We start from the raw sequence: 20,878 nt of genomic DNA, 5'->3' as shown, positions 1-20,878 counted from the left end.
AACGATCCCTCTAAGAACCAAAGGCATGGGACAGGGCGGTGAAGCCCGGGCCGGCCAGTACGATCAATAACGCCGGGAAGAGAAACAGCATCATCACGACGGACATTTTGGCGGACAGCTTGGAGATGTATTCCTGCAAGCGCGTCAGGCGCCGGTCATCGAGCAATTGCTTGAGGGTCAGCAAGGATTTCATCGCCCCGCCCCCCTGATGGATCAACTGCTGAAGGATGACGCAGGTGTCGGTGAACTCGTCGACGGCCAGCAATCGGGTGGCTTTGTTCAGCTCTTCACCCAGTTCCAGGCCGGAATCGACTCGGGCCAATACCAGACGCAACTCATGGGTCAGGGCCGGCAACAATTGTTTGCCTTCATTGCTCAACACTCGCAGCGACTGCTCCACCGCCATGCCCGATTCGAACAGGATGCGTAGCAGCGGAATGAAGGTGGAAATCTCGCTCGCCAGTTGTTTCTGCCGACGCTTCGCGGCAGCGGCCAGCAACCGTTTTGGCAACAGATAGCCGATGCCGGTGGCGAACATCGGGGCCATCCAGTGGTTGTCGGTATGAGGGAAGAAAACGCCCTGGATCAGCAAGGTCAGGGCCAGCGCCAGCACCGGAGCGCCTACCTGGAACGCCGCGAACAGTGACCGTCGCCGGGCGCTGCGCCAGCCGAGACGGTTAAGCAATGCCTGGGTTTCGTTATCCAGGTTGACCGAGCGCTGACCGATCCGGCTGCTGCCCAGCAGCTGTAGCCACTGATCCACCCGGTTGTCGCTTGCCAGTTTGCCGTCGAGTCGTTGCGCCACCTGGCGAACCCGCCGACGGTGTTCCAGCAAACCGCTGAGCAGCAACAAGGTTGCGCCCAGAAACAGCAATGCGCAGATCAGCAAAGGCACTTTCATACGCTGCGCAACATATGCCAGAGCGCCAGGCTGCCGATCACCTGCAAGCCGAACGCGGACGCGAGCATGATTTGCCCTGATGGGTCGTGCCACATGGCGAGCAAATAATGGGGGTTGGTCGCGAGGAAATAGCCGGCCAGACCAATCGGCAAACAGCCCAGGACCCACGCGGTCACCCGGGTTTCACCGGTCATGGCCCTGAGCTGGCGCGCAGCCTGCTCGCGCTCGCGGATCATCTTGATCAGGTTTTCCAGCAATTCGCTGGCATTGCCGCCATAGCGGTGATTGACCTTCAAACCGAGTGCGAACAGGCGAAGTTCATCTTTCTCATACAGCTCGGCGAGGTCAGCCGCAGCATCCGGCAGGCTGACCCCCAACTGCACGTTGCGCTGAATCCGCCCCATGGCATTTTTCAGCGGGTCTTCAGCGACGTCGATGGCACCCAGCACCGCATCGGCCAGGGTGCGCCCGGACTTCAGACTGCGCACGGTGTGATCGAGCATCGGTGGCAGTTGTTCGATCATGCGCTGGAGTCGGCGCTGATAACGCCAATTGACATACAGACGCAGAATCAACGGCGGCAGCAGTAACAGAACCAGCAAGCCGACCCAGCCACCGCTAGCAAATCCGAGCAAGATGCCAAAAGCCCATAGCAGCAGCCATACCCCCAGGCGCTCGGAGGGACGCCCAAGGCCGGCCCGCAGAAAGGCCCGATCCAGACCCACCCAGGAGGTTTTCGCCTGTATCGGCTGCGGTTGCCCCTGGTTCAGGCGTCCCAGTACCCGCTCGGTGCCGGTCTGGCGCAAACCGCGATAAAACAGGCGGATCGACAGTCCGAGCAAGACCAGGCAAACGAGGATGAGCAGCACCGGTTTGAGCATGCCGTGGCCTTCAGTACGCAGAGGGAGAGCGCGCCAACTCACGGCGCAGTTTGTCGCCGGCGGGGTTGACCGCCTCGCGCATGAATCCGAAACCGCTGCGCCGGTCGAGCCGGAACAACGTGTTGGTGACATACACGTCATCACGCAAGCCAATCACCTCCACCACTTCGCTGACGCAGCGGCGGCCATCGGGCATGCGCGTCAGCTGGATCACTACGTCCAGTGCGGCGCAGATCATTTGCCGCAAGGTCCGTTCGGCGATGGTGCGGCCCGTCAGGCCCACCAATGTCTCCAGGCGCAACAGCGCATCCTGGGCGTTGTTGGCGTGCACGGTGCTCATGGAACCGTCGTGGCCGGTGTTCATTGCAGTGAGTACGTCCACCACTTCGACGCCACGAATCTCGCCGAGGATGATTCGGTCCGGGCGCATCCGCAGGGCGTTGCGAATCAGGTCACTGGATTTCACTTCGCCGTGGCCTTCGGCATTCGGCGGTCGGGTTTCCAGACGCACCACGTGAGGGTGGCCCAGTTGCAGTTCGGCGACGTCTTCGATGGTGACGATTCGCTCGTGAGGGTTGATCAACTGGCTGAGAATGTTCAGCAGCGTGGTCTTGCCGGTGCCGGTGCCGCCGCTGATCAGGATGTTGCAGCGCTTGCCCACGGCCTCCTGAATAAAGTCGAAGATCGCCTGATCGATGGTTTGCATCGCCATCAGGTCCGAGCTTTTGAGCATGTCCTTGCGAAATTTACGTATCGACAGGCAGGGACCGTCGAGCGCAATTGGTGGAATGATCGCGTTGACCCGGCTACCGTCGGGCAGTCGTGCGTCGACCATTGGCGACGACTCATCGAGCCGTCGACCGAGGGGCGCGAGGATCCGTTGCATGACCCGTTCGACGTGATGCGCATCGATGAAGCGCAGGTCGCTTTGATGCAGTACGCCGTCGCGTTCAATGAACACCCGGTGCGGGCCGTTGACCAGAATCTCCGTCACTGCCGGGTCCCGCAGCAGCACTTCCAAAGGGCCGAAACCGGTGAGTTCGTCGACGATTTCTTCGGCCAGGCGCTCCATTTCATAGCGGGAAATCGCGAGGTGCAGCCGGGCGATGTACTCGGCAACCTTGTCGATGACGAACTGCGAGAGCACCTGCCGCGAACCCTCCAGCAGGTTTTTGCCGGACTCCTCGATGGCGTCGATGATGTAGCGGTGCAGCACCAGTTTCAGACCTTCGTGGTCGGTGTTGCCGCTGGTGGTGCGCACAGGGGCACCGAAGAGTTTTTCACCGCTCATTGCGCACCCCTCAACCGGTTGAACCAGCCAGACTTGGGTTTGGCCAGCCCCTCGGAGCGCTTGGCCAGACGATCGCCGAGGGCGCGCAAGCTTTGAGTCAGGCCTTCGCGGGGGGCCAGTTCAAACAGTGTGACACCTTGGTTCTTGGCGTTAAGCCGAACTTCCGGGCTGTAGACGAGGGTCGCGATGATCTCCATGCCAAAGCTTTTGCTCAGGGTGTCGGCGTCCGGTGCGACGTTGCGCAGGTAGCGATCCACCAGCAGCTTGGCGTGATCGAGCTTCATGCCTTTTTCACGCCACTGGTTGAGTACCGCCAGGTTGCGACGGCAGTCGAGTACGTTCTGATCGGTGTACCACAGCAACTTGTCGCAATGGGTGACGAAGGTGCGTAACGCTTCGCTGTCCGGCTGGCCAGTCAGGTTCACCACGATGTGCTGGAAGTGTTGGCGCAGGGCGCTGAGCAGCATGTACAACTCGGCGGTGCTGGTGTGTTCCAGCGGCTCATCGTGGTGGGCGTAGGCGAGGATCCGCAACCCGGCGGCGCAGTGGGTGAACGCGCTGTCGATCAGCGTCGAGTCGAGGCGCCGCAGGTGCCGGAGTGCATCGCCGAAGTGGAACGAACTCTCCAGCCCGAGCAAGGCCAGGCTGTCACCGCGCGGCAGGCCCAGGTCCAGCAACAGCGTTTGCTGTCCGCTCTTTTGCACCACTTGCGCCATGTGCGTGGCGAGCAGCGCGCCGTCGGCGTTGATCTGCACACCGTAGAGCACCGTCAGGCCTCCCAGCTGGGTGTTCGGGGCCACGGGCGGCAGGCGTTTGCTCAGCCGTCGCACCAACCCCGCGACTTCACTGGAACGCGAACCATAGGCCACGAAATCCCGTGCACCGGCGCGCATGGCATTGAGTACGAGTTGGTTGTCCATGCCATCGCCCAGCGCGACGATCGCCAGCATCGGTTTGGCTTCCAGGGCGCCTTCGATCAGTGCGCTTTGGGCCACCACGTGTTCGCGGTCCAGGCCGATGAACACCAGGCTGGCGAAGGTCACGTCCACCAGCGCCAGCAATTCGTCGAGGCTGCCACTGCCGGCGCTGACCACTTGGCCCAACGGGGCGAGGGCGCCTTGCAGCCACTCAAGGTCGGTACTTTTGCGCGTGATCGCGAGGAAGGTCTGGCTCAGGTTCTGGCTCTGGCTCATTGCGATAACCCGCTGCGTTTATCGAAGTCGCCGTTTTCGAGGAAGTACAGGCGATACCAGTTCGGGTCATAGTTGCGCAGCTTTTCACCCGGCAACGACGGCAGTTGTGCGTTGGCAGCCAACGGTTGGACCAGGTGCGGCGTGACGATCATCAGCAGCTCACGCTCTTCGCGGTTGACCGATGAGGTGCGAAAAAACGCACCGAGAATCGGGATATCGCCCAGGCCTGGAAACTTGCTGACTTGCGAAATGTTGTGAGTGCTGATCAAACCGCTGATGACGAAACTCTCGCCATCGGCCAGCGAGATGCTGGTATCGGTGCGCCGAATGGTGAACGCCGGGACGGTGGTGCCGCCGATGGTCACGCCATTGTTGAAGTCGAGTTCGCTGACCTCCGGCGCCACTTTGAGGGTGATGCGGTCGTGGCTGACCACGGTCGGTGTGAGCGTCAGGCGGATGCCGAATTCCTTGTATTCGATGGAGTAGCTGTTGCTGTTGGCGCTGGGCACCGGGATCGGAATTTCACCCCCGGCCAGGAAGCTCGCGCTCTGCCCGCTAAGAGCCACCAGGCTCGGCCGTGCCAGGGTGTAGGCGAAGCCGCTGCCTTCCAGGGCGTTGACGATGCCGAGGACTTTGCTGCTGCCACCGCCCCAGACAATGTTGAAACTGTCGTTGAGCAACGGGATGCTGGGTACCGCGATCCGCGGATCAAGGTTGTGCAGCGGCACCACACCCGGCGTCACGGCCGTGTTGGGCACCGTACCGGGTGCGCCGAAGAGGAAGTTGTTCGAGCCCTTGCCGAAAATCGACGTGCCGGCCTCCTTCAGTTTGGTCCGGCTGACTTCGACAAAACGAATATCGGTCTGTACTTGCGACGGCAGCAGTGGGTCATCAGAGGGTAACCGTGTCGCGGTGGTCATCGCCGTGGTGGCCTTGCCCTGAACGAACACCATGCTCTGGCGCGGCGCGCTGGCGCAGGCAGTCCAGACCATCAGGCTGGTGGCGCCGGGGGCCATCCCTGTTAGCAAGAATGCTTGATTACCGTTGACTCGCACGTCGGCGATTTTCGGGTCACCCACCGCCACCCGAGTGATTGCTACCGGCGATTGCACCTCCTGTTGCAGCCCTTCACTGACTTCCAGCACCGCAGGCAACGAACCCAGCGCGGCGCAATTGCCGGCGGCGGCGAACGTTACGCCAAGCGGCACACCGCTCAGTAAAGAGACCCAGAGCAGGCCTTGAAACAGGGGCATGGAACGACTGCGCATTTAGATGCGTCCTTGCTCGATTCAGGGGGTTTGTTGGGTAATTTCGTTGCCGCGGATGACTTCCACGCTCGGCTTGCGCGGTGCTGTGCCACCGTGGGTGACGACAGATTTTTGGGGGGGCGTCATGGCCAGTTGACTGAACTGGATCAACTCGCGGTTGGCACTGGCAAGGTTGGCCGATGAATCGCTTTCGCCGGCCCAGTAACGAGCCAGACGTTTTTCATCGGCGCTGCGTACGGCCAGGCGCAGCACGCCGGCCTGGGCCGCTAACATCAGGCGACTCAATAGTTGTTCGGGGACGGCAAGCAAGACGCTGCGGGCGCTGGCGCGCAATTGTTCCTGCCGGAGTTTTTCTTCGAGGCTGCGGACCGGGCTTGCGGGTTGACCGTCGTTGGTCAAGCCCAACTGTTCGCCCACCCCGAGCACCCGCAAGGCCGGCACTACCAGTTGCGCCGACGGCTGAAGGTTGTTGTTGTCCATGCGCAGAAACAGCAGCACATCGACATAGTCCCCCGGTGTCAGTTGCCCACCGGCATTGATCACTTCATCCACCGCGACGGCGAGGGCGCGTTCATCGGGACGAATCATCCGTGCCAGTCTGCCGCCGGCTTCAAAGCTTTCATCATTGAGCCAGGTGCCGGCGCTGAGGGCACGCCAGGGCGTTCGGCCAATCGCTTGATCGAGGCGGCTCAGACTGCCGGCCGGGACGGTACGCAGATTTTCCAGGGTCACGTCGGCGGCGCTGATTGGCACGAACGGTGGCACATCATGCAGCAGCACCACCACCGGTTGGCGAGTGGGGTCGTCCACGGGGGCCGGCGTCTGGGCGATGGGTGCAGGCGTGGCGATTTCGGATTGTAAGACAGGCTCGGGAGCGGGTTGGCGGCTCAGCATGAGGCCCCAGTAACCGGCAATAATGGCGCCCACCAGAAACACACCGGCCAGGCCCAGAGTGATACGACTGTTCGTGGCGGCTCTCCCTTTCCTGCTGCTTGAGACCTCATCGCATCCAACGAGTCAACTTCGCAATCAGGCAGCTAAAAAAATGGAACTATTTCGCTATTTGACGGTAGCTCAGCTAGAGCAAAAAGCCATTACGGGCCGGAAAATAACTGACGAAAGTAAGGCGCCAGGGCGAAAACGAGACTTTTTTGGCGTCAACGAAGCGACTAATACTTTAGTGATAATTCGTTCTTACAGTTGTGGGTACGGGGAATGCCGACAATGCTGATGCTGGCAAAGGGGAACCATGTTGCGACCGTGCAACACCCGTCGTCTTCAGGAGAACTGCCATGTCCTTTACCAAGATTGCTCAGAAGATCAAATCCGAAATCGCTTTTTACAAAGGCCTGGCCAAAGATACCGAGGGTGCTTCGGGTATTGAGTACGCGATTGTTGCCGCCATGGTCGCAGTGGTGATTGCCGGACTCAGCGGGGATATGGGGGACTCGATCACTTCCATATTTGGCAAAATCAAAACCGCCCTCGGTTAGCGCCATAAGACACGCCGGCAACTTGCTAATGTTCAAAAGGGCTTCTAACGTCAGCGCTTAGTCCATTGCAGGTGTTGCCCATGAACGCTCCCTCACTTCCACGCCAACAGCTTCTTCTGGTCGATGATGAGGAGGAGGCGTTGCTGGAACTGGCGGAATTGCTGGAGGGCGAGGGCTTCAATTGCTTTACTGCCACCTCGGTCAAACTCGCGTTGCAACATCTGACGCGCCACCCTGATATTGCGTTGGTGATCACTGATCTGCGGATGCCGGAGGAGAGCGGCATGTCGTTGATCAAGCGGTTGCGCGAGCACACGTCCCGCCAGCATTTGCCGGTGATTGTGACGTCGGGGCATGCGGACATGGAGGATGTCAGTGACATGTTGCGGTTGCAGGTGCTCGACCTTTTTCGCAAGCCGATTTATCACGTGCGGTTGTTGGAGACGTTGAATAATTTGTTTCCACTGCCTCGCGTGGATTTAGTGAGTCCGTGATTGATCGTTCCCGTGCGCTGCGTCCCAAGAGCCGAACGCAGAGCACGGGAACGATCGGGTCAGGTAACCGGCCGCCAATGCCCCGCCATGTGCTCAAGATCCCCCGCACCCACCAACAGCAAATCCCCGCTCGACCCTGCCGCACTGGCCAGCAATGTCACTTCACTGGGTAACCGCACCGGTTTGCGAAATTGCACCGCAATCTCGACATTCGCCGCCGGTAGATGATCGGAAAGCGCCGCCAGGGTGCGCGCCTTGTTCCACAAACCATGGGCGATGGCGGTCGGAAAACCGAAGAGTTTGGCGCTGACGGCACTCAGGTGAATCGGGTTGTAGTCGCCGGACACTTTGGCGTACTGCCGCCCTATGTCCGACGGCGCTTTCCAGTGAGCCACTTCCGACATTTCCAGCGTCGATGCCAATACTTCCTCGACGGGCTCGCCTGCGAGTTTGACCCCACGGCACAACATCTGGCTTTCAGCTTCCCACAACGCCCCTAACTGATCGTCGAGCGTGGTTACCAAATCGAACGTCGCGCCTTTTTCATGGGGTTGTAGGTTTTGCACCTGAACGCTGACCCGCACGCGATTCACGCCGCCCATTGGGCGAAAGATGCGAATGCGGTTGCTCAGGTGAATCAACCCCAGCAGCGGGAACGGAAACTCCTTGGCCGTCAGCAATTGCATCTGCAATGCGAACGCGAGGATGTGTGGATACGTTGGCGGCAACAAACCGTTCTCGGCAAAACCGCAGACCTTGCGATAGTCCGCCAGGCGCTTCGGATCGACATTGATCCAGCAGCGCAAACCCGAATCGGGCAGGGTGGTGCCGGTGATTTTGCGTCGCGTCGCGGCCCGCACGTAGAGTCCCGACAGGCTCGGTTCGCGGTTGAGTGTGTGCCAATCGATGATCATGCCTAAGCCCCCAAAACACTTTGTCCGCACACTCGCAACGCTTGGCCGGTGAACGCGCCGGTGCCCGGTTGAGCCAGCCACGCCACCGCTTCGGCGACGTCTTGCGGCAGGCCGCCCTGGCCCAGCGAACTCATGCGCCGCCCGGCCTCACGCACGCCGAACGGAAGGTGCGCAGTCATTTGAGTTTCGATGAAACCGGGTGCTACCGCATTGATGCTGATGCCGCGCACATTCAGCAGCGGCGCCCAGGCTTGGGCCAGACCGATCAGCCCAGCCTTGCTCGCGGCGTAATTGGTTTGCCCGCGATTGCCGGCGATGCCGCTGATGGACGCCAGCAGGATCACCCGGCCGTTGTCGTGCAGGGTGCCGCTGTCGAGCAGAGCCTTGGTCAGCACTTGCGGCGCATTGAGGTTGACCGCCAGCACCGCGTCCCAGAATTCCGGGGTCATGTTGGCCAGGGTTTTATCCCGGGTGATGCCGGCGTTGTGGACCACGATGTCGATGCCGTCGGGCAGTTGCTCGACCAACTGCGCGGCGGCGTCTTCGGCGCAAATATCCAGGGTGATGCTGCGCCCGCCGAGGCGTGCAGCGAGGGCTTCGAGGTCAGTCTTGGCCGGTGCTACGTCCAGCAGGATCACTTCGGCCCCATCGCGGGCCAGGGTTTCGGCGATGGAGGCGCCGATGCCGCGTGCCGCGCCGGTGACCAGAGCCTTACGGCCAGACAATGGGCGAGTCCAATCCGTCACCTGCGCGTCGCAGGCGTTCAAGCGAATCACTTGCCCGGAGACGAATGCACTTTTGGGCGAGAGGAAAAACCTCAGCGGGCCTTCCAGTTGATCCTCGGCACCCTCGCCGACATAAATCAGCTGCAAGGTGCCGCCGCTGCGCAGTTCCTTGGCCAGCGAACGGCTGAAGCCTTCCAGCGCTCGCTGGGCGCTGGCGGCGAACGGATCGCTCAAGGTCTCCGGAGCGCGCCCCAGAATCACCAGGTGCGCGCTGTGATCAAGGTTTTTTATCAGTGGCTGGAAGAACTCGCGCAGCTGTTTGAGTTGATCGGTTTGCACCAGGTCGCTGGCGTCGAATACCACGGCTTTGAGTTTGGGGCCGTGGCCGGGAATCCACGCGGTGGCCAGTGAAGACTCGGTGCCGTAGCTGTAAATCGCGTCGGTCAGGCGGTTGGCGAAGGAAACGATTTTCGCCGTCAACGGGCCTCCGCCTATCAACAGCGCCCCCTCTACAGGCCGCAGCCGGCCTGCTTGCCAGCGCTCCAGCCGAACCGGCGACGGCAGACCCAGGGCCCCGACCACACGATGGCCGATGGACGAATTGGCGAAGTCGATATAACGGTCAGACATGGAACGCGCTCCAGCAGCTGGGGTTCAAAGTGTGGACCATGAATCGCAATCAGTCGTTCGATCCACGAGATTAGGCCTACGCTTGTGGGTTATGGCCTTCACAGAATAGGAAGCTTTTCATGACTCAGCTGCGCCGCGTTGCGATTATTGGTGGTAACCGTATCCCCTTCGCCCGTTCCAACGGGCCGTACACCACCGCCAGTAATCAGGCGATGCTCACCGCCGCGCTCGAAGGCCTGATCGAACGCTACAACCTGCACGGTTTGCGCCTGGGCGAAGTGGCGGCGGGGGCGGTGGCCAAGCACTCCCGGGATATGAGCCTGACCCGCGAATGTGTACTCGGCTCGCGGCTGGCGCCAACCACCCCGGCCTACGACATTCAGCAGGCGTGCGGCACTGGTCTGGAAGCGACGCTGCTGGTGGCCAATAAAATCGCGCTGGGCCAGATCGAATGCGCAATCGCTGGCGGCGTCGACACCGCCTCCGACGTGCCGATCGGCGTCAACGAAGGCCTGCGCAAAATCCTCCTGCAAGCCAACCGCGCCAAAACCACCGCCGATAAACTGAAAACCTTCCTGCAACTGCGCCCCCGTCACCTGATCCCGGATCTGCCAACCATCAACGAGTCACGCACTGGCCTGTCGATGGGTGAGCACTGCGAGTTGATGGCCCAGGCCTGGAACATCCCGCGCGACGAACAGGACCAACTGGCCTGGGAAAGTCACCAGAAAATGGCTGCGTCCTACACCGAAGGCTGGCACAACGATTTGATGACGCCGTTCCTCGGTCTGACTCGCGACAACAACCTGCGCCCGGACCTGACCCTGGAAAAACTCGCCTCACTCAAGCCGGCGTTCGAGAAAAGCGCCAAGGGCACCCTGACGGCGGGCAACTCGACGCCGCTCACCGATGGCGCGTCGTTGGTGCTGCTGGGCAGTGAAGAGTGGGCCAAGGAGCGTGGCCTGCCGGTCCTTGCCTATTTGCGCGATGGCGAGGTGGCGGCGGTGGATTTCGTCAACGGTGCGGAAGGATTGTTGATGGCGCCGGTGTATGCAGTGCCGCGTTTGCTGGCGCGCAACGGCCTGACCTTGCAGGACTTCGATTACTACGAAATCCACGAAGCCTTCGCCGCGCAGGTGCTCTGCACGCTGAAGGCCTGGGAGGATCCGCAATTTTGCAAAACCCGCCTCGGTCTCGATGCGCCACTGGGCTCCATCGACCGCAGCCGCCTCAATGTCAAAGGCAGTTCACTGGCGGCGGGGCATCCGTTTGCAGCGACAGGCGCACGGATCGTCGCGAACCTGGCGAAGTTGCTGGATGCGGCGGGGCGGGGCCGAGGGTTGATCTCGATCTGCGCCGCCGGTGGCCAGGGGGTGACAGTGATTATCGAGCGCTGAGGGCCGGGGTGCTTTGTTGTTGGGCCAGCTGCCGGTTGCGGTTGGCGTAACTCTCGGCCATGACCGAGCAGACGATCAACTGCAACGGGTGGTAGATCATGATCGGCAGCAGAATCAGCCCAAGCCCCGGGTTGGCGCCGAAGATCAGCGCCGCCATTGGCGCACCGGCGGCCAGGGACTTCTTGCTGGCGCAAAATACCGCTGCGATTTCATCGGCCGGGCTGAATTTCAATGCGCGAGCGGTGCGGGTGGTCATCCACAGGATGATCGCCAGCAGGATCGCACTGCCGATCAGCGCCGTGAGGATCACGCTGTTGCCCTGCTGTTGCCACATCCCCGAGACCATCGAATTGCAGAACGCCGCGTAGACCAGCAACAGAATCACCAGTTTGTCGACGATGTTGGTGTAGCGCTTGTGGCGGGCGAAGAACTTGCCCAGGAATGGCCGAACCAATTGGCCAAGCACCAGTGGCAACAGCAACATGGCGCAGAGGTCGAGCAGGGTTGAGCCCAGATCGATGCCACCCGCGCCGCTGCCGACCACGAAACTCACCAGCAACGGCGTCAGGAAAATCCCCAGCACGCTGGACAGGCTCGCATTGAGAATCGCCGCCGGTACGTTGCCGCCCGCGCTGCCGGTCAAGGCCACGGACGATGAGATGGTCGAGGGCAGGGCGCAGAGGTACAGGAAGCCGAGCATCAGCAGCGACGGAATGTGCGAACCCAACAGCTTGTCACTGAGCAGCCAGATCAGTGGAAACACCGCGAAGGTGAACCCCTGGACCATCACGTGCAGCTTCCAGTTTTTCAGACCGCGGGTGATCTGCTCGCTGGACAGGTTGACCCCGTGCAGGAAGAACACCAGGAACACGCCGATGTTAATCACGTATTCAGCGTGCATTCCGCCGCCGGTGGCGCCGAAGGTCGGGAAGAAATACGCCAGCAGCGTGGCGATCAACATGCCGCACAAGAACCAGTCGGTGACCACGCGTTTGAGGTGTTTGAAGGCATGCATAACAGGCACCGAATACATTTGTAAGAATTGGTGACTTAGCCTAACGTCGGCTCCATCAGCCGTCTTGCGACATAAGGCCAATCAATGCCGACTAACGGACAACTTTCCCTCGAACGGACGATTCCGACGCTGACGGCGTTGCCGCGTCCGCTGTATGCCCGTGCGGAAAGCCTCAACGCCGGTTCATGGACGCCTCCGCATCGACACGATTGGGTGCAGTTCTCCTACGCGATCAGCGGCGTTCTCGGCGTGCACACCGCCGAAGGCAGTTTCTTTGCGCCGCCGCAGTGGGGCATCTGGATTCCGGCGGATCTCGAACACCAGGTGGTGACTTCGATGCGCGCCGAGATGCGTAGCCTCTATGTGCGCCGCGAGGATTGTGAATGGGCGGACGGGCGTTGCCGGGTGCTGGAAGTGACGCCGTTGGCCCGGGAGCTGATCAAGAGTTTTTGTTTGCTGCCGGTTGAATATCCACAGGGCGACAGCCAGGAAGCGCGGCTGGTGAACGTGCTGCTGGACCAGTTGGCGCATCTGCCGGAGGTCGGCTTCTCGCTACCGTTACCGCGCCATGAACGGTTGCTCGGGTTGTGCAACGAGCTGATTGAAAGCCCTGAGTGCAATGTGACATTGCAGGCGTGGGCCGAGCGGTTGGGGATGTCGGAGAAGACCTTGATGCGGTTGTTCCAGCGGGAAACCGGGTTGAGCTTTCGAGGGTGGCGCCAGCGGATGCGGTTGCTGTCGTCGTTGAGTTTGCTGGAGGAGGGCGACAGCGTGACCAATGCCGCGCTGTCTTGCGGGTATGACTCGACTTCGGCGTTTATTGCGGCGTTCAAAAGCCTGTTCGGCTTCACTCCCGGCGAACTCTTCAGACACTGACACCACCTGACCACTGTGGGAGCGAGCTTGCTCGCGATGAGGGCTCAACATTCAACATCATTGTTGACTGTCCAGCCGCTATCGCGAGCAAGCTCGCTCCCACATTTGTTTTGCGGCGTTCTTGAGGATCAGGTTCTAAAGCGGCGAACCAACCCGTCCAGCTCGTTCGACAACCCCGCCAGACTCTGCGAATCCAGCCGCGCCGAGTTCGCCAGTTCTGCCACCAACTGCGCATCACCATGAATCTGGCTGATGTGCCGATTGATGTCTTCTGCCACCTGATGTTGTTCTTCCGCCGCGGTAGCGATTTGGGTGTTCATGTCGCGGATCACGTCCACTGACTCCCGAATCAGCCCGAAGCTGCTGCGTGCTTCACCGATCCGCGTCACCGATTGTTGGGACACTTCCAGGCTCGCATGCATTTGCTGAGTCACCTGACTGGTGCGCTTGGCGAGGTTGCCCAGCAAACCGTCGATTTCCGCCGTGGAATCGGCCGTCCGCTTGGCCAGTGCCCGAACTTCATCGGCCACCACCGCAAACCCACGACCCTGTTCACCGGCCCGCGCCGCTTCGATGGCCGCGTTCAGTGCCAGCAGGTTGGTCTGTTCGGCAATCGAGCGAATGGTCCCGAGGATTGACTGAATGTCGTTGCTGTCGCGCTCAAGCTGTTGCATCGACTGGGCCGACTGTTCGATTTCCTGGCTCAAGCGATCAACGCTGGTCACGGCCGCATCAATCTGCTGCTGACCTTCACGCGCCTGGCGCTGGCCGCTGTCGGCCGATTCCGCCGCCTGGCTGCAAGAGCGCGCGACTTCGTTGGCGGTGGCGACCATTTCGTGGAACGCCGTGGAAACCATGTCCACCGCTTCACGCTGACGCCCGGCCGCTTCGGCCATGTCGCTGGAGACCTGGGTCGAACTCTTGGAGGTGGCGAGGATCTTGGTCGCGGCGCCGCCAATGTTCTGGATCAGGTTGCGAATCGCTGCCAGGAACTGGTTGAACCAGTTGGCCAGTTGCGCGGTTTCATCGCTGCCACGGATTTGCAGGTTCTTGGTCAGGTCGCCTTCGCCTTGGGCGATGCCTTCCAGACCGCTGGCCACGCTGCGGATCGGCCGCACGATAAGGCTGGCGAAACTGGCGCCGACGATGGCGAAGAACACGGCCAGCACGGCGGCGATGATCGCGATCAGCCAGGTCAGCTGGGTGGCCGAACTCATCACGTCGGTTTGCTTGATCAGGCCGACAAAGGTCCAACCCAACTGCTCCGACGGCCAGACGTTGGCCATGTAGCGCTCGCCGTTCAGCTCGACTTCCACCAGCCCTTTGCCGGCCTTGGCCAGTTGCGCGTAGCCCTCGCCGAGGCTGCTCAAAGCTTTGAAGTTGTGTTCCGGTTGCTTCGGATCGACCAGCACGGTGCCGGTGTTTTCCAGGAGCATCAGGTAGCCGGTTTCACCGAGCTTGATCTGTTTGACGATTTCGGTGAGCTGCTTGAGCGTCACGTCGATGCTGACCACGCCGCCATTGGTGCCCAATTTGTTGTCGATGGTGCGCACGGTACTGACGTACGTAGCGTCGTCCTGGGCCCAGTAATAGGCCTCGGTGCGGAACGGTTTGCCCGGTTTGGCCTGGGCAGCCTTGTACCAGGGGCGCTGGCGCGGATCGTAATTGCTCAGCTTCGCATCGTCCGGCCAGGACACATAACCGCCCGCCGCGGTGCCGAGGATGGCATAGGCGTAGGACGGGTGACTGTTGCCCAGGTCCTGAAGGAGGCCGAAGACCTTCTTGTCCATCTCGCCTTGAGGAATGCTCTCGGCGTTGGCGCTCATATAAGTCTTGAGGCTGTCGTCGGAATTTTTGATCAGCGGTTGGGTCGCCAGGTAATCCACGTTCTGGCTGATGCCGTCAAAGAACAGTTGCATGGCGTTGCTGACCTGACGAATTTCGCGGCCACTGCCGTCAACGAAACTGTCCTTGGCATCACTGCGCAAGTTCAGCACAACCAGGGTAGCGACCAGCACCACCGGCAAGCAGGCGATGATTGCAAACGCCCAGGTCAACTTCTGTTTGATGTTCATCCGCGCTCCAGATTTTTCTTGTAGACCCACGCAGTGCAGATGACTCGCGGATTATTGGCAGCCGTAAACGTTTTTGATCGACCCGGTTCCGTGAGTGCGCCATCGTTGTTGTTGTTGTCGAAACGATTGTCGGACAAATCACTTTGTCTCTGATGACTTCGGCTGGCCGAGGCGGAAATTGAGGCCTATTTAGAAAAATCCTACGAAGGGTATGAATCGAGATGTCAGCTTCTGTCGCAAATACCCGCTTAGCCCTTCAGCAACAAGTGGCGCAAGGTCAGCTATGATCTGTGGCGCCGATGACGACCGGCGGTTGTTGCCTGATTAAACCGGCACATTGTGTGCTTGTTGACGGTCACAGGAACGTTCATAGGTCGGCAACCCCTCCCCCGAATGAGTGGATTGCCGTATAAGGAATGACTTTCGCGTGTTTGGTAATAAAGGACCCCCAATAAAAGCTGATGAAGACTCCAAAACGCATTGAACCCCTGATCGAGGACGGTCTGGTCGACGAGGTGCTGCGCCCACTCATGAGTGGTAAAGAAGCAGCTGTTTATGTGGTGCGCTGCGGCAACGAGTTACGTTGCGCGAAGGTCTACAAGGAGGCGAATAAACGCAGTTTCCGTCAGGCGGCCGAGTATCAGGAAGGCCGCAAGGTGCGCAACAGCCGTCAGGCTCGAGCGATGGCCAAGGGCTCCAAGTTCGGCAAGAAAGAAACCGAAGACGCCTGGCAGAATGCCGAAGTGGCGGCATTGTTCCGTCTGGCCGGTGCTGGCGTTCGGGTCCCTCAGCCTTACGACTTCCTTGAAGGCGTGCTGCTGATGGAACTGGTGGCCGATGAGTACGGTGATGCCGCGCCGCGTCTGAACGACGTGGTGCTGGAACCGGATCAGGCGCGCGAGTATCACGCGTTCCTGATTTCGCAGATCGTGCTGATGCTGTGTACCGGTCTGGTGCACGGTGACCTGTCGGAGTTCAACGTATTGCTGACCCCGACCGGCCCGGTGATCATCGATCTGCCGCAAGCGGTCGACGCAGCGGGTAACAACCACGCGTTCAGCATGCTGGAGCGGGATGTTGGCAACATGGCGTCCTACTTCGGGCGGTTTGCGCCGGAGTTGAAAAAGACCAAGTACGCCAAGGAAATGTGGGCCCTGTTCGAAGCCGGCACCTTGCACCCGGCCAGCCTCTTGACCGGCGAGTTCGATGAGCCGGAAGAGTTGGCCGATGTTGGGGGGATCATGCGCGAGATCGAGGCGGCACGCCTTGATGAAGAGCGCAAGCAAGCGGTGCGCGCGGCAGACGATGCGCCACCAGGCAAAACCGAAGAGCCGCCTCCTCCCTGGATGCAGTGATTGGTTAACGAAAAACCCGGCTTCGGCCGGGTTTTTTGCAGATGCTGATCTCCAGACACTGGAGATCAAATGTAGGAGTGAGCCTGCTCGCGATGGCGGTGTGTCAGTCGACAACAATACAACTGACACACCGCCATCGCGAGCAGGCTCACTCCCACAGTAGATTTTTGGTGTAACAGAGTTTTGTGTTCTCCCTGCTGCTCCCCACACTCAAGGACTGAATGTGAACTCCACCCGCAACACCCAACTGATCATCGCTGCCCGTCTGGTCTCGGACTTCGGCGCTTTCCTCAACATGGTCGCCCTGGCCACCTACGTCTACCTGCTCAGCAACAGCGCCATGAGCGTCGGCATCTTCCTCGCCAGCCGCGTGGCCGGTGGGATCTTCGCCAGCCTCATCGGCACGACGTTTTATCGCCGCTGGGCCGGGCGCCTGCCGCTGATTGCCTTCGACCTGTTGCGCGCCGGGCTGCTGGGCCTGCTGCTTGTGCTACCTGTCGGCCAGCAGATGCTGCTGTTACCGGTGATCGCTTTCGGTCTGGGATTCGGCAACTCGATGTTCGCCATCGGCCTCAACAGCCAATTGCCGCACTTGATCGAGGCTGAGCATTTGCTCAAGACCAACGCCTGGATCACCTCGGCATCGTCGGCCGCTATGGTCGGTGGAAGTCTGGTGTCGGGGCTTTTAGTGGCGGCATTTGGCTTTGAAACAGTGTTTGCATTGAACGTGGTCACTTATTTGCTGGCCGCGTTGTTCATCTTGCCGCTGCGCTTTTCACACCCCGCGCCCAGTGACGAACCCACCCACGAACGTGGTGAATGGTCGGCCCTGCGCCAAGGTCTGCGCAGTACGCCTGTTGTTGCAGCGATGCTCGCAGTCGCGATGGCCGACACCCTGGGCAGTGCCGCGCACAACGTGGGGTTCCCGATCATTTCCAGACTGCTGACGCCCGAGTCCGCCAGTACCACGCTGGGTCTGATGTTGGCGGTCTGGGCCAGCGGAAAACTCATCGGCGCGCGCATCGCCAGCCGTCTGAAAGGCTCGGATAACGTGAACCTGGAGCGGCGATTCTTCTTTGGTGTGTTGCTGATGTCCTGCGGCTTCATCCTGATGTTTCAGCAGGAAACGCTCTACGGTTTGCTGTTGTTCTCGTTGCCGGCGGGGTTGGGCGACGGTTTCTCGGAAGTCGGCCTGATGTCGCGCCTGCAGCGTGAACCGGACAGCCTGCGCCTGCCGATTTTCAGCTTCCTGACGCTGTTGCAAATGACCGGGTTCGGCGTGGGCATGTTGATCGCCGCGCCGTTCTATTCGTGGTGGACGCCGGGTGCCGTGGTGCTGTTGTTCCACGGGATACCCCTCACCACCTTGTTGGTGGTGAAGGGGCTGGCAATCAGGAGCGAGCGGGTTGTGCGCAACAGCCCGACTCCAGGTTCTTGAGGATCGGGCAGTCGGGGCGGTGATCACCGTGGCAGTGTTCGACCAGGTCCTGCAGGGTGTCGCGCAGTTGGCCGAGTTCGCGGATTTTCTGGTTCAGCTCATCAATGTGCTGACGGGCCAGGGCCTTCACGTCGGCGCTGGCTCGTTGGCGGTCCTGCCAGAGGGTCAGCAGTTTGCCGACCTCTTCCAGTGAGAACCCCAGGTCCCGGGAGCGCTTGATGAACGCCAGGGTGTGCAGGTCGTCGTCGCCATAAACCCGATAGCCGCTGTCGGTACGATGGGCGGCCTTGAGCAGGCCAATGGATTCGTAATAACGAATCATCTTCGCGCTCAGGCCGCTTTGGCGGGCCGCTTGGCCGATGTTCATCGGTTGTCCTCCAGATCCTTGGGTTTCCAGGTTTTCAACAGTAGCGCATTGCTCACCACGCTGACGCTCGACAACGCCATGGCCGCACCGGCCAGTACCGGGTTGAGGAAACCGAACGCGGCCAGCGGAATACCGATCAGGTTGTAGACGAAGGCCCAGAACAGGTTCTGACGAATCTTCGCGTAAGTCTTGCGGCTGATCTCCAGCGCTGCCGGCACCAGCCGTGGGTCGCCGCGCATCAAGGTGATCCCGGCTGCGTGCATCGCAACGTCGGTGCCACCGCCCATGGCGATGCCAATGTCTGCGGCGGTCAGGGCGGGTGCGTCGTTGATGCCGTCGCCGACCATCGCTACCACGCCGGTTTTTTTCAGTTCGGCGACGGTGGCGGCTTTGTCCGCCGGCAGTACTTCGGCGTGGACATCCTTGATGCCCAGCGCATCGGCAACCACCTTGGCACTGCCACGATTGTCGCCGGTCAGCAGGTGGCTGCTGATGTTGCGTGCGTTGAGTTGTTGCACAGCTTGCAGCGCGCCGGGTTTGAGGGTATCGCCGAAAGCGAAGAGGCCCAACACTCGTGGTTCGGAGCTTTGCTCGATCAGCCAGGAGAGGGTCCGGCCTTCGGTTTCCCACGCTGTGGCGGAGTCGGCCCATTCACCGGCGCTCAAGCCGCTCTCTTCCAACAGACGACGATTGCCCAGCGCCAATCGACGACCGTCGAGAGTGCCCGCGATGCCACGGCCGGTCAGGGACTGGCTGTCGGTGACATCGGCCACGGTCAAGCCGCGTTCGGCGCAAGCGTCCAGAACCGCCTTGGCCAGTGGGTGTTCACTGCCGCGCTGCAGGGCGCCGGCCATTTTCAGCAGGGCCGCTTCGTCATGGTTGATTGCGCTCAAATGAGCGATGCGCGGAGTACCCGACGTCAGCGTGCCAGTCTTGTCGAACACCACCGCGCTGACTTCATGGGCACGCTCCAATGCTTCGGCGTCCTTGATCAGAATCCCGTGGCGCGCCGCCACGCCGGTGCCGGCCATGATCGCTGTCGGCGTGGCCAGCCCGAGCGCGCAAGGGCAGGCGATCACCAATACCGCCACGGCATTGATCAGCGCCGTTTCCAGGGGCGCGCCGTACAACCACCAACCGATCAAGGTGGCCAACGCAATCAGCAGGACCGTTGGCACGAAGACTTGGCTGACTTTATCCACAAGTTTCTGGATCGGAGCCTTCGCCGCTTGAGCGTCTTCGACCAGGCGGATGATGCGGGCGAGCACGGTTTCCGCGCCCAAGGCCTGGGTGCGAACGAGCAACCGGCCTTCGCCATTGATCGCGCCGCCGGTGACCTTGTCGCCGGGTTGTTTGGGCACCGGCAGGCTTTCGCCGCTGATCAGCGCTTCGTCGGCGTGACTCTGGCCTTCGACCACTTCACCGTCCACCGGGAAGCGTTCGCCAGGTTTGACCATGACCAGATCATTCAGACGCAAGGCGCTGATGGCGACATCTTGCTCGCGGCCGTCGATCACCTGAATTGCCCGCTCCGGGCGCAAGGCTTCGAGGGCGCGAATAGCACTGGCGGTCTGGCGTTTGGCGCGGCTTTCCAGGTATTTGCCCAGCAGCACCAAGGCAATTACCACCGCCGAGGCTTCGAAATACAGGTGCGGCATGCGCCCGGCGGCAGTGGCCCATTCATAAAGACTCAAGCCATAACCGGCGCTGGTACCCAGCGCGACCAGCAAATCCATGTTGCCCGCACCGGCGCGCACGGCTTTCCAGGCAGCGACGTAAAAGCGCGCGCCGAAGATGAATTGCACCGGCGTGGCCAACGCGAATTGCACCCAGGCCGGGAGCATCCAGTGCACGCCGAACGGTTGTAGCAACATCGGTAGCACCAACGGTGCGGCGAGGACGATCGCCATGATCAAGGCCCAACGCTCGCGGTGCAGGCGTTGTTGTTGATTATCGGTTTGCGGGTGTTCGACTTCCCAGACACTGGCGTTATAGCCTGCCTTGGTCACTGCGCCGATCAGGGTTTGCGGATCGATCTGGCCGAGCAGTTCAAGGTGAGCGCGTTCGTTGGCCAGGTTGACGCTGACACTCTTGACCCCCGGCACCTTGGCCAGCGCTCGTTCGACCCGGCCGACGCAGGAGGCGCAGGTCATGCCATCGATGCTCAATTCCAGACTCTGCTGCGGCACGCTGTAACCCGCCTGCTGCACCGCGTCCATCAAGGCCGGCAGGCTGTCGCTGGGCGCTTGAACCCGGGCCTGTTCGGTGGCCAGGTTGACGCTGACGGCAGAGGCGCCGATGACTTTGCTCAAGGCACGCTCGACACGCCCGGCGCAACTGGCGCAGGTCATGCCGGCAATCGGCAGATCGAAAGTGGTGGATTCGGACATCGGTCACGCTCCCTGTAGAAGATGACTACAGGATCAACCTTGCCATGCTGGCAAGGTCAAGCGCCATGTCTCAGATCAAAAGATCGCAGCCTCGTTGCACTCGACAGCTCCTACAAGGTTTCGTATCCCTGTAGGAGCTGTCGAGTGCAACGAGGCTGCGATCCTGTGATCTTTT

The 20,878-nt window shown here is 60.9% G+C and carries 18 protein-coding genes and 1 pseudogene; 6 read left to right on the top strand and 13 right to left on the bottom strand.

Annotated features, from left to right (window positions below; genetic code table 11):
- Positions 1 to 10 precede the first annotated feature (10 nt).
- Genes VD17_RS15130 through cpaB form a run of 6 tightly spaced genes read right to left on the bottom strand, consistent with a single transcriptional unit; the run spans position 11 to position 6,461 of the window.
- Positions 11 to 901, bottom strand: coding sequence for a type II secretion system F family protein (locus tag VD17_RS15130; RefSeq protein ID WP_046054501.1), 891 nt, complete (start codon positions 899 to 901; stop codon positions 11 to 13).
- Positions 898 to 1,782, bottom strand: a complete 885-nt coding sequence (locus VD17_RS15125; RefSeq protein WP_046054500.1) for a type II secretion system F family protein — start codon at positions 1,780 to 1,782, stop codon at positions 898 to 900. Before VD17_RS15125 ends, VD17_RS15130 begins: the two co-directional genes overlap by 4 nt.
- Positions 1,783 to 1,792: 10 nt before the next feature.
- Positions 1,793 to 3,073, bottom strand: coding sequence for a CpaF family protein (locus VD17_RS15120; protein WP_046054499.1), 1,281 nt, complete (start codon positions 3,071 to 3,073; stop codon positions 1,793 to 1,795).
- Entirely contained in the window at positions 3,070 to 4,266 is a 1,197-nt protein-coding gene (locus VD17_RS15115) for an AAA family ATPase (protein WP_046054498.1), read from the bottom strand. Before VD17_RS15115 ends, VD17_RS15120 begins: the two co-directional genes overlap by 4 nt.
- Entirely contained in the window at positions 4,263 to 5,534 is a 1,272-nt protein-coding gene (locus VD17_RS15110) for a type II and III secretion system protein family protein (RefSeq protein ID WP_046054497.1), read from the bottom strand. Before VD17_RS15110 ends, VD17_RS15115 begins: the two co-directional genes overlap by 4 nt.
- Before the next feature lie 21 nt (positions 5,535 to 5,555).
- Positions 5,556 to 6,461: a Flp pilus assembly protein CpaB gene (gene cpaB, locus VD17_RS15105; protein WP_259674559.1), complete on the bottom strand. Its 906-nt coding sequence runs from the start codon at positions 6,459 to 6,461 to the stop codon at positions 5,556 to 5,558.
- A gap of 365 nt (positions 6,462 to 6,826) precedes the next feature.
- Here cpaB and VD17_RS15100 point away from each other — a divergent pair, with 365 nt between their 5' ends.
- Complete coding sequence (locus VD17_RS15100) at positions 6,827 to 7,027, top strand: Flp family type IVb pilin (protein ID WP_046054495.1); 201 nt, start codon at positions 6,827 to 6,829, stop codon at positions 7,025 to 7,027.
- 80 nt (positions 7,028 to 7,107) lie between these two features.
- Complete coding sequence (locus VD17_RS15095) at positions 7,108 to 7,521, top strand: response regulator (RefSeq protein ID WP_046054494.1); 414 nt, start codon at positions 7,108 to 7,110, stop codon at positions 7,519 to 7,521.
- Positions 7,522 to 7,580: 59 nt separating this feature from the next.
- On the opposite strand, the gene VD17_RS15090 is transcribed toward VD17_RS15095, so the two are convergent.
- Both VD17_RS15090 and VD17_RS15085 read right to left on the bottom strand, forming a co-directional pair.
- Complete coding sequence (locus tag VD17_RS15090) at positions 7,581 to 8,435, bottom strand: MaoC family dehydratase (protein WP_046054493.1); 855 nt, start codon at positions 8,433 to 8,435, stop codon at positions 7,581 to 7,583.
- 2 nt (positions 8,436 to 8,437) lie between these two features.
- Positions 8,438 to 9,790: a 3-oxoacyl-ACP reductase gene (locus tag VD17_RS15085; RefSeq protein WP_046054492.1), complete on the bottom strand. Its 1,353-nt coding sequence runs from the start codon at positions 9,788 to 9,790 to the stop codon at positions 8,438 to 8,440.
- Between the two features lie 119 nt (positions 9,791 to 9,909).
- Between VD17_RS15085 and VD17_RS15080 the strand changes: the two genes are divergently transcribed.
- A complete protein-coding gene (locus tag VD17_RS15080; protein ID WP_046054491.1) occupies positions 9,910 to 11,187 on the top strand; it encodes an acetyl-CoA C-acetyltransferase in 1,278 nt (425 codons plus the stop codon).
- Here the strand turns inward: VD17_RS15080 and VD17_RS15075 are convergent.
- Complete coding sequence (locus VD17_RS15075) at positions 11,174 to 12,202, bottom strand: bile acid:sodium symporter family protein (RefSeq protein WP_046054542.1); 1,029 nt, start codon at positions 12,200 to 12,202, stop codon at positions 11,174 to 11,176. The genes VD17_RS15080 and VD17_RS15075 overlap by 14 nt on opposite strands.
- 84 nt (positions 12,203 to 12,286) lie before the next feature.
- On the opposite strand from VD17_RS15075, the gene VD17_RS15070 reads away from it, so the two are divergent.
- Positions 12,287 to 13,078 (top strand): AraC family transcriptional regulator, encoded by a 792-nt coding sequence (locus VD17_RS15070; RefSeq protein ID WP_046054490.1) that lies wholly within the window; start codon positions 12,287 to 12,289, stop codon positions 13,076 to 13,078.
- A gap of 128 nt (positions 13,079 to 13,206) precedes the next feature.
- Here VD17_RS15070 and VD17_RS33110 read toward each other — a convergent pair whose 3' ends face one another.
- The gene (locus VD17_RS33110; RefSeq protein ID WP_371917828.1) at positions 13,207 to 13,935 is read right to left on the bottom strand and encodes a methyl-accepting chemotaxis protein; all 729 of its coding nucleotides are present in this window, start codon (positions 13,933 to 13,935) and stop codon (positions 13,207 to 13,209) included.
- 129 nt (positions 13,936 to 14,064) lie between these two features.
- Positions 14,065 to 15,153 (bottom strand): annotated as a pseudogene (locus tag VD17_RS33105) (cache domain-containing protein); the annotation flags it as partial.
- A 461-nt stretch (positions 15,154 to 15,614) separates the two neighbouring features.
- Here VD17_RS33105 and VD17_RS15060 point away from each other — a divergent pair.
- Together VD17_RS15060 and VD17_RS15055 are read left to right on the top strand one after the other, a co-directional pair.
- Positions 15,615 to 16,508, top strand: coding sequence for a PA4780 family RIO1-like protein kinase (locus VD17_RS15060; protein ID WP_033059517.1), 894 nt, complete (start codon positions 15,615 to 15,617; stop codon positions 16,506 to 16,508).
- Positions 16,509 to 16,731: 223 nt separating this feature from the next.
- Positions 16,732 to 17,946, top strand: a complete 1,215-nt coding sequence (locus VD17_RS15055; protein ID WP_046054488.1) for an MFS transporter — start codon at positions 16,732 to 16,734, stop codon at positions 17,944 to 17,946.
- On the opposite strand, the gene cueR is transcribed toward VD17_RS15055, so the two are convergent.
- Complete coding sequence (cueR, locus tag VD17_RS15050; RefSeq protein WP_046054487.1) at positions 17,900 to 18,313, bottom strand: Cu(I)-responsive transcriptional regulator; 414 nt, start codon at positions 18,311 to 18,313, stop codon at positions 17,900 to 17,902. The genes VD17_RS15055 and cueR overlap by 47 nt on opposite strands.
- Positions 18,310 to 20,703 carry a heavy metal translocating P-type ATPase gene (locus VD17_RS15045; RefSeq protein ID WP_046054486.1) on the bottom strand — a complete coding sequence of 798 codons (2,394 nt, stop codon included), beginning with the start codon at positions 20,701 to 20,703 and terminating at the stop codon, positions 18,310 to 18,312. The genes cueR and VD17_RS15045 overlap by 4 nt, the downstream gene beginning before the upstream one ends.
- Positions 20,704 to 20,878: the final 175 nt, after the last annotated feature.

Origin of the sequence: Pseudomonas fluorescens (genome assembly GCF_000968015.1) — a bacterium.
Lineage (GTDB): Bacteria > Pseudomonadota > Gammaproteobacteria > Pseudomonadales > Pseudomonadaceae > Aquipseudomonas > Aquipseudomonas fluorescens_W.
The sequence above is the reverse complement of the archived record's forward strand: the minus strand, read 5'-3'. Positions and strand labels throughout refer to the sequence as shown.

Excerpts from the sequence above, each read along its gene's own strand:
- VD17_RS15130 (WP_046054501.1), bottom strand. The coding sequence starts at position 901 with ATGAAAGTGCCTTTGCTGATCTGCGCATTGCTGTTTCTGGGCGCAACC.
- VD17_RS15125 (WP_046054500.1), bottom strand. The coding sequence starts at position 1,782 with ATGCTCAAACCGGTGCTGCTCATCCTCGTTTGCCTGGTCTTGCTCGGA.
- VD17_RS15120 (WP_046054499.1), bottom strand. The coding sequence starts at position 3,073 with ATGAGCGGTGAAAAACTCTTCGGTGCCCCTGTGCGCACCACCAGCGGC.
- VD17_RS15115 (WP_046054498.1), bottom strand. The coding sequence starts at position 4,266 with ATGAGCCAGAGCCAGAACCTGAGCCAGACCTTCCTCGCGATCACGCGC.
- VD17_RS15110 (WP_046054497.1), bottom strand. The coding sequence starts at position 5,534 with ATGCGCAGTCGTTCCATGCCCCTGTTTCAAGGCCTGCTCTGGGTCTCT.
- VD17_RS15100 (WP_046054495.1), top strand. The coding sequence starts at position 6,827 with ATGTCCTTTACCAAGATTGCTCAGAAGATCAAATCCGAAATCGCTTTT.
- VD17_RS15095 (WP_046054494.1), top strand. The coding sequence starts at position 7,108 with ATGAACGCTCCCTCACTTCCACGCCAACAGCTTCTTCTGGTCGATGAT.
- VD17_RS15090 (WP_046054493.1), bottom strand. The coding sequence starts at position 8,435 with ATGATCATCGATTGGCACACACTCAACCGCGAACCGAGCCTGTCGGGA.
- VD17_RS15085 (WP_046054492.1), bottom strand. The coding sequence starts at position 9,790 with ATGTCTGACCGTTATATCGACTTCGCCAATTCGTCCATCGGCCATCGT.
- VD17_RS15080 (WP_046054491.1), top strand. The coding sequence starts at position 9,910 with ATGACTCAGCTGCGCCGCGTTGCGATTATTGGTGGTAACCGTATCCCC.
- VD17_RS15075 (WP_046054542.1), bottom strand. The coding sequence starts at position 12,202 with ATGCATGCCTTCAAACACCTCAAACGCGTGGTCACCGACTGGTTCTTG.
- VD17_RS15070 (WP_046054490.1), top strand. The coding sequence starts at position 12,287 with ATGCCGACTAACGGACAACTTTCCCTCGAACGGACGATTCCGACGCTG.
- VD17_RS33110 (WP_371917828.1), bottom strand. The coding sequence starts at position 13,935 with ATGGTTTCCACGGCGTTCCACGAAATGGTCGCCACCGCCAACGAAGTC.
- VD17_RS15060 (WP_033059517.1), top strand. The coding sequence starts at position 15,615 with ATGAAGACTCCAAAACGCATTGAACCCCTGATCGAGGACGGTCTGGTC.
- cueR (WP_046054487.1), bottom strand. The coding sequence starts at position 18,313 with ATGAACATCGGCCAAGCGGCCCGCCAAAGCGGCCTGAGCGCGAAGATG.
- VD17_RS15045 (WP_046054486.1), bottom strand. The coding sequence starts at position 20,703 with ATGTCCGAATCCACCACTTTCGATCTGCCGATTGCCGGCATGACCTGC.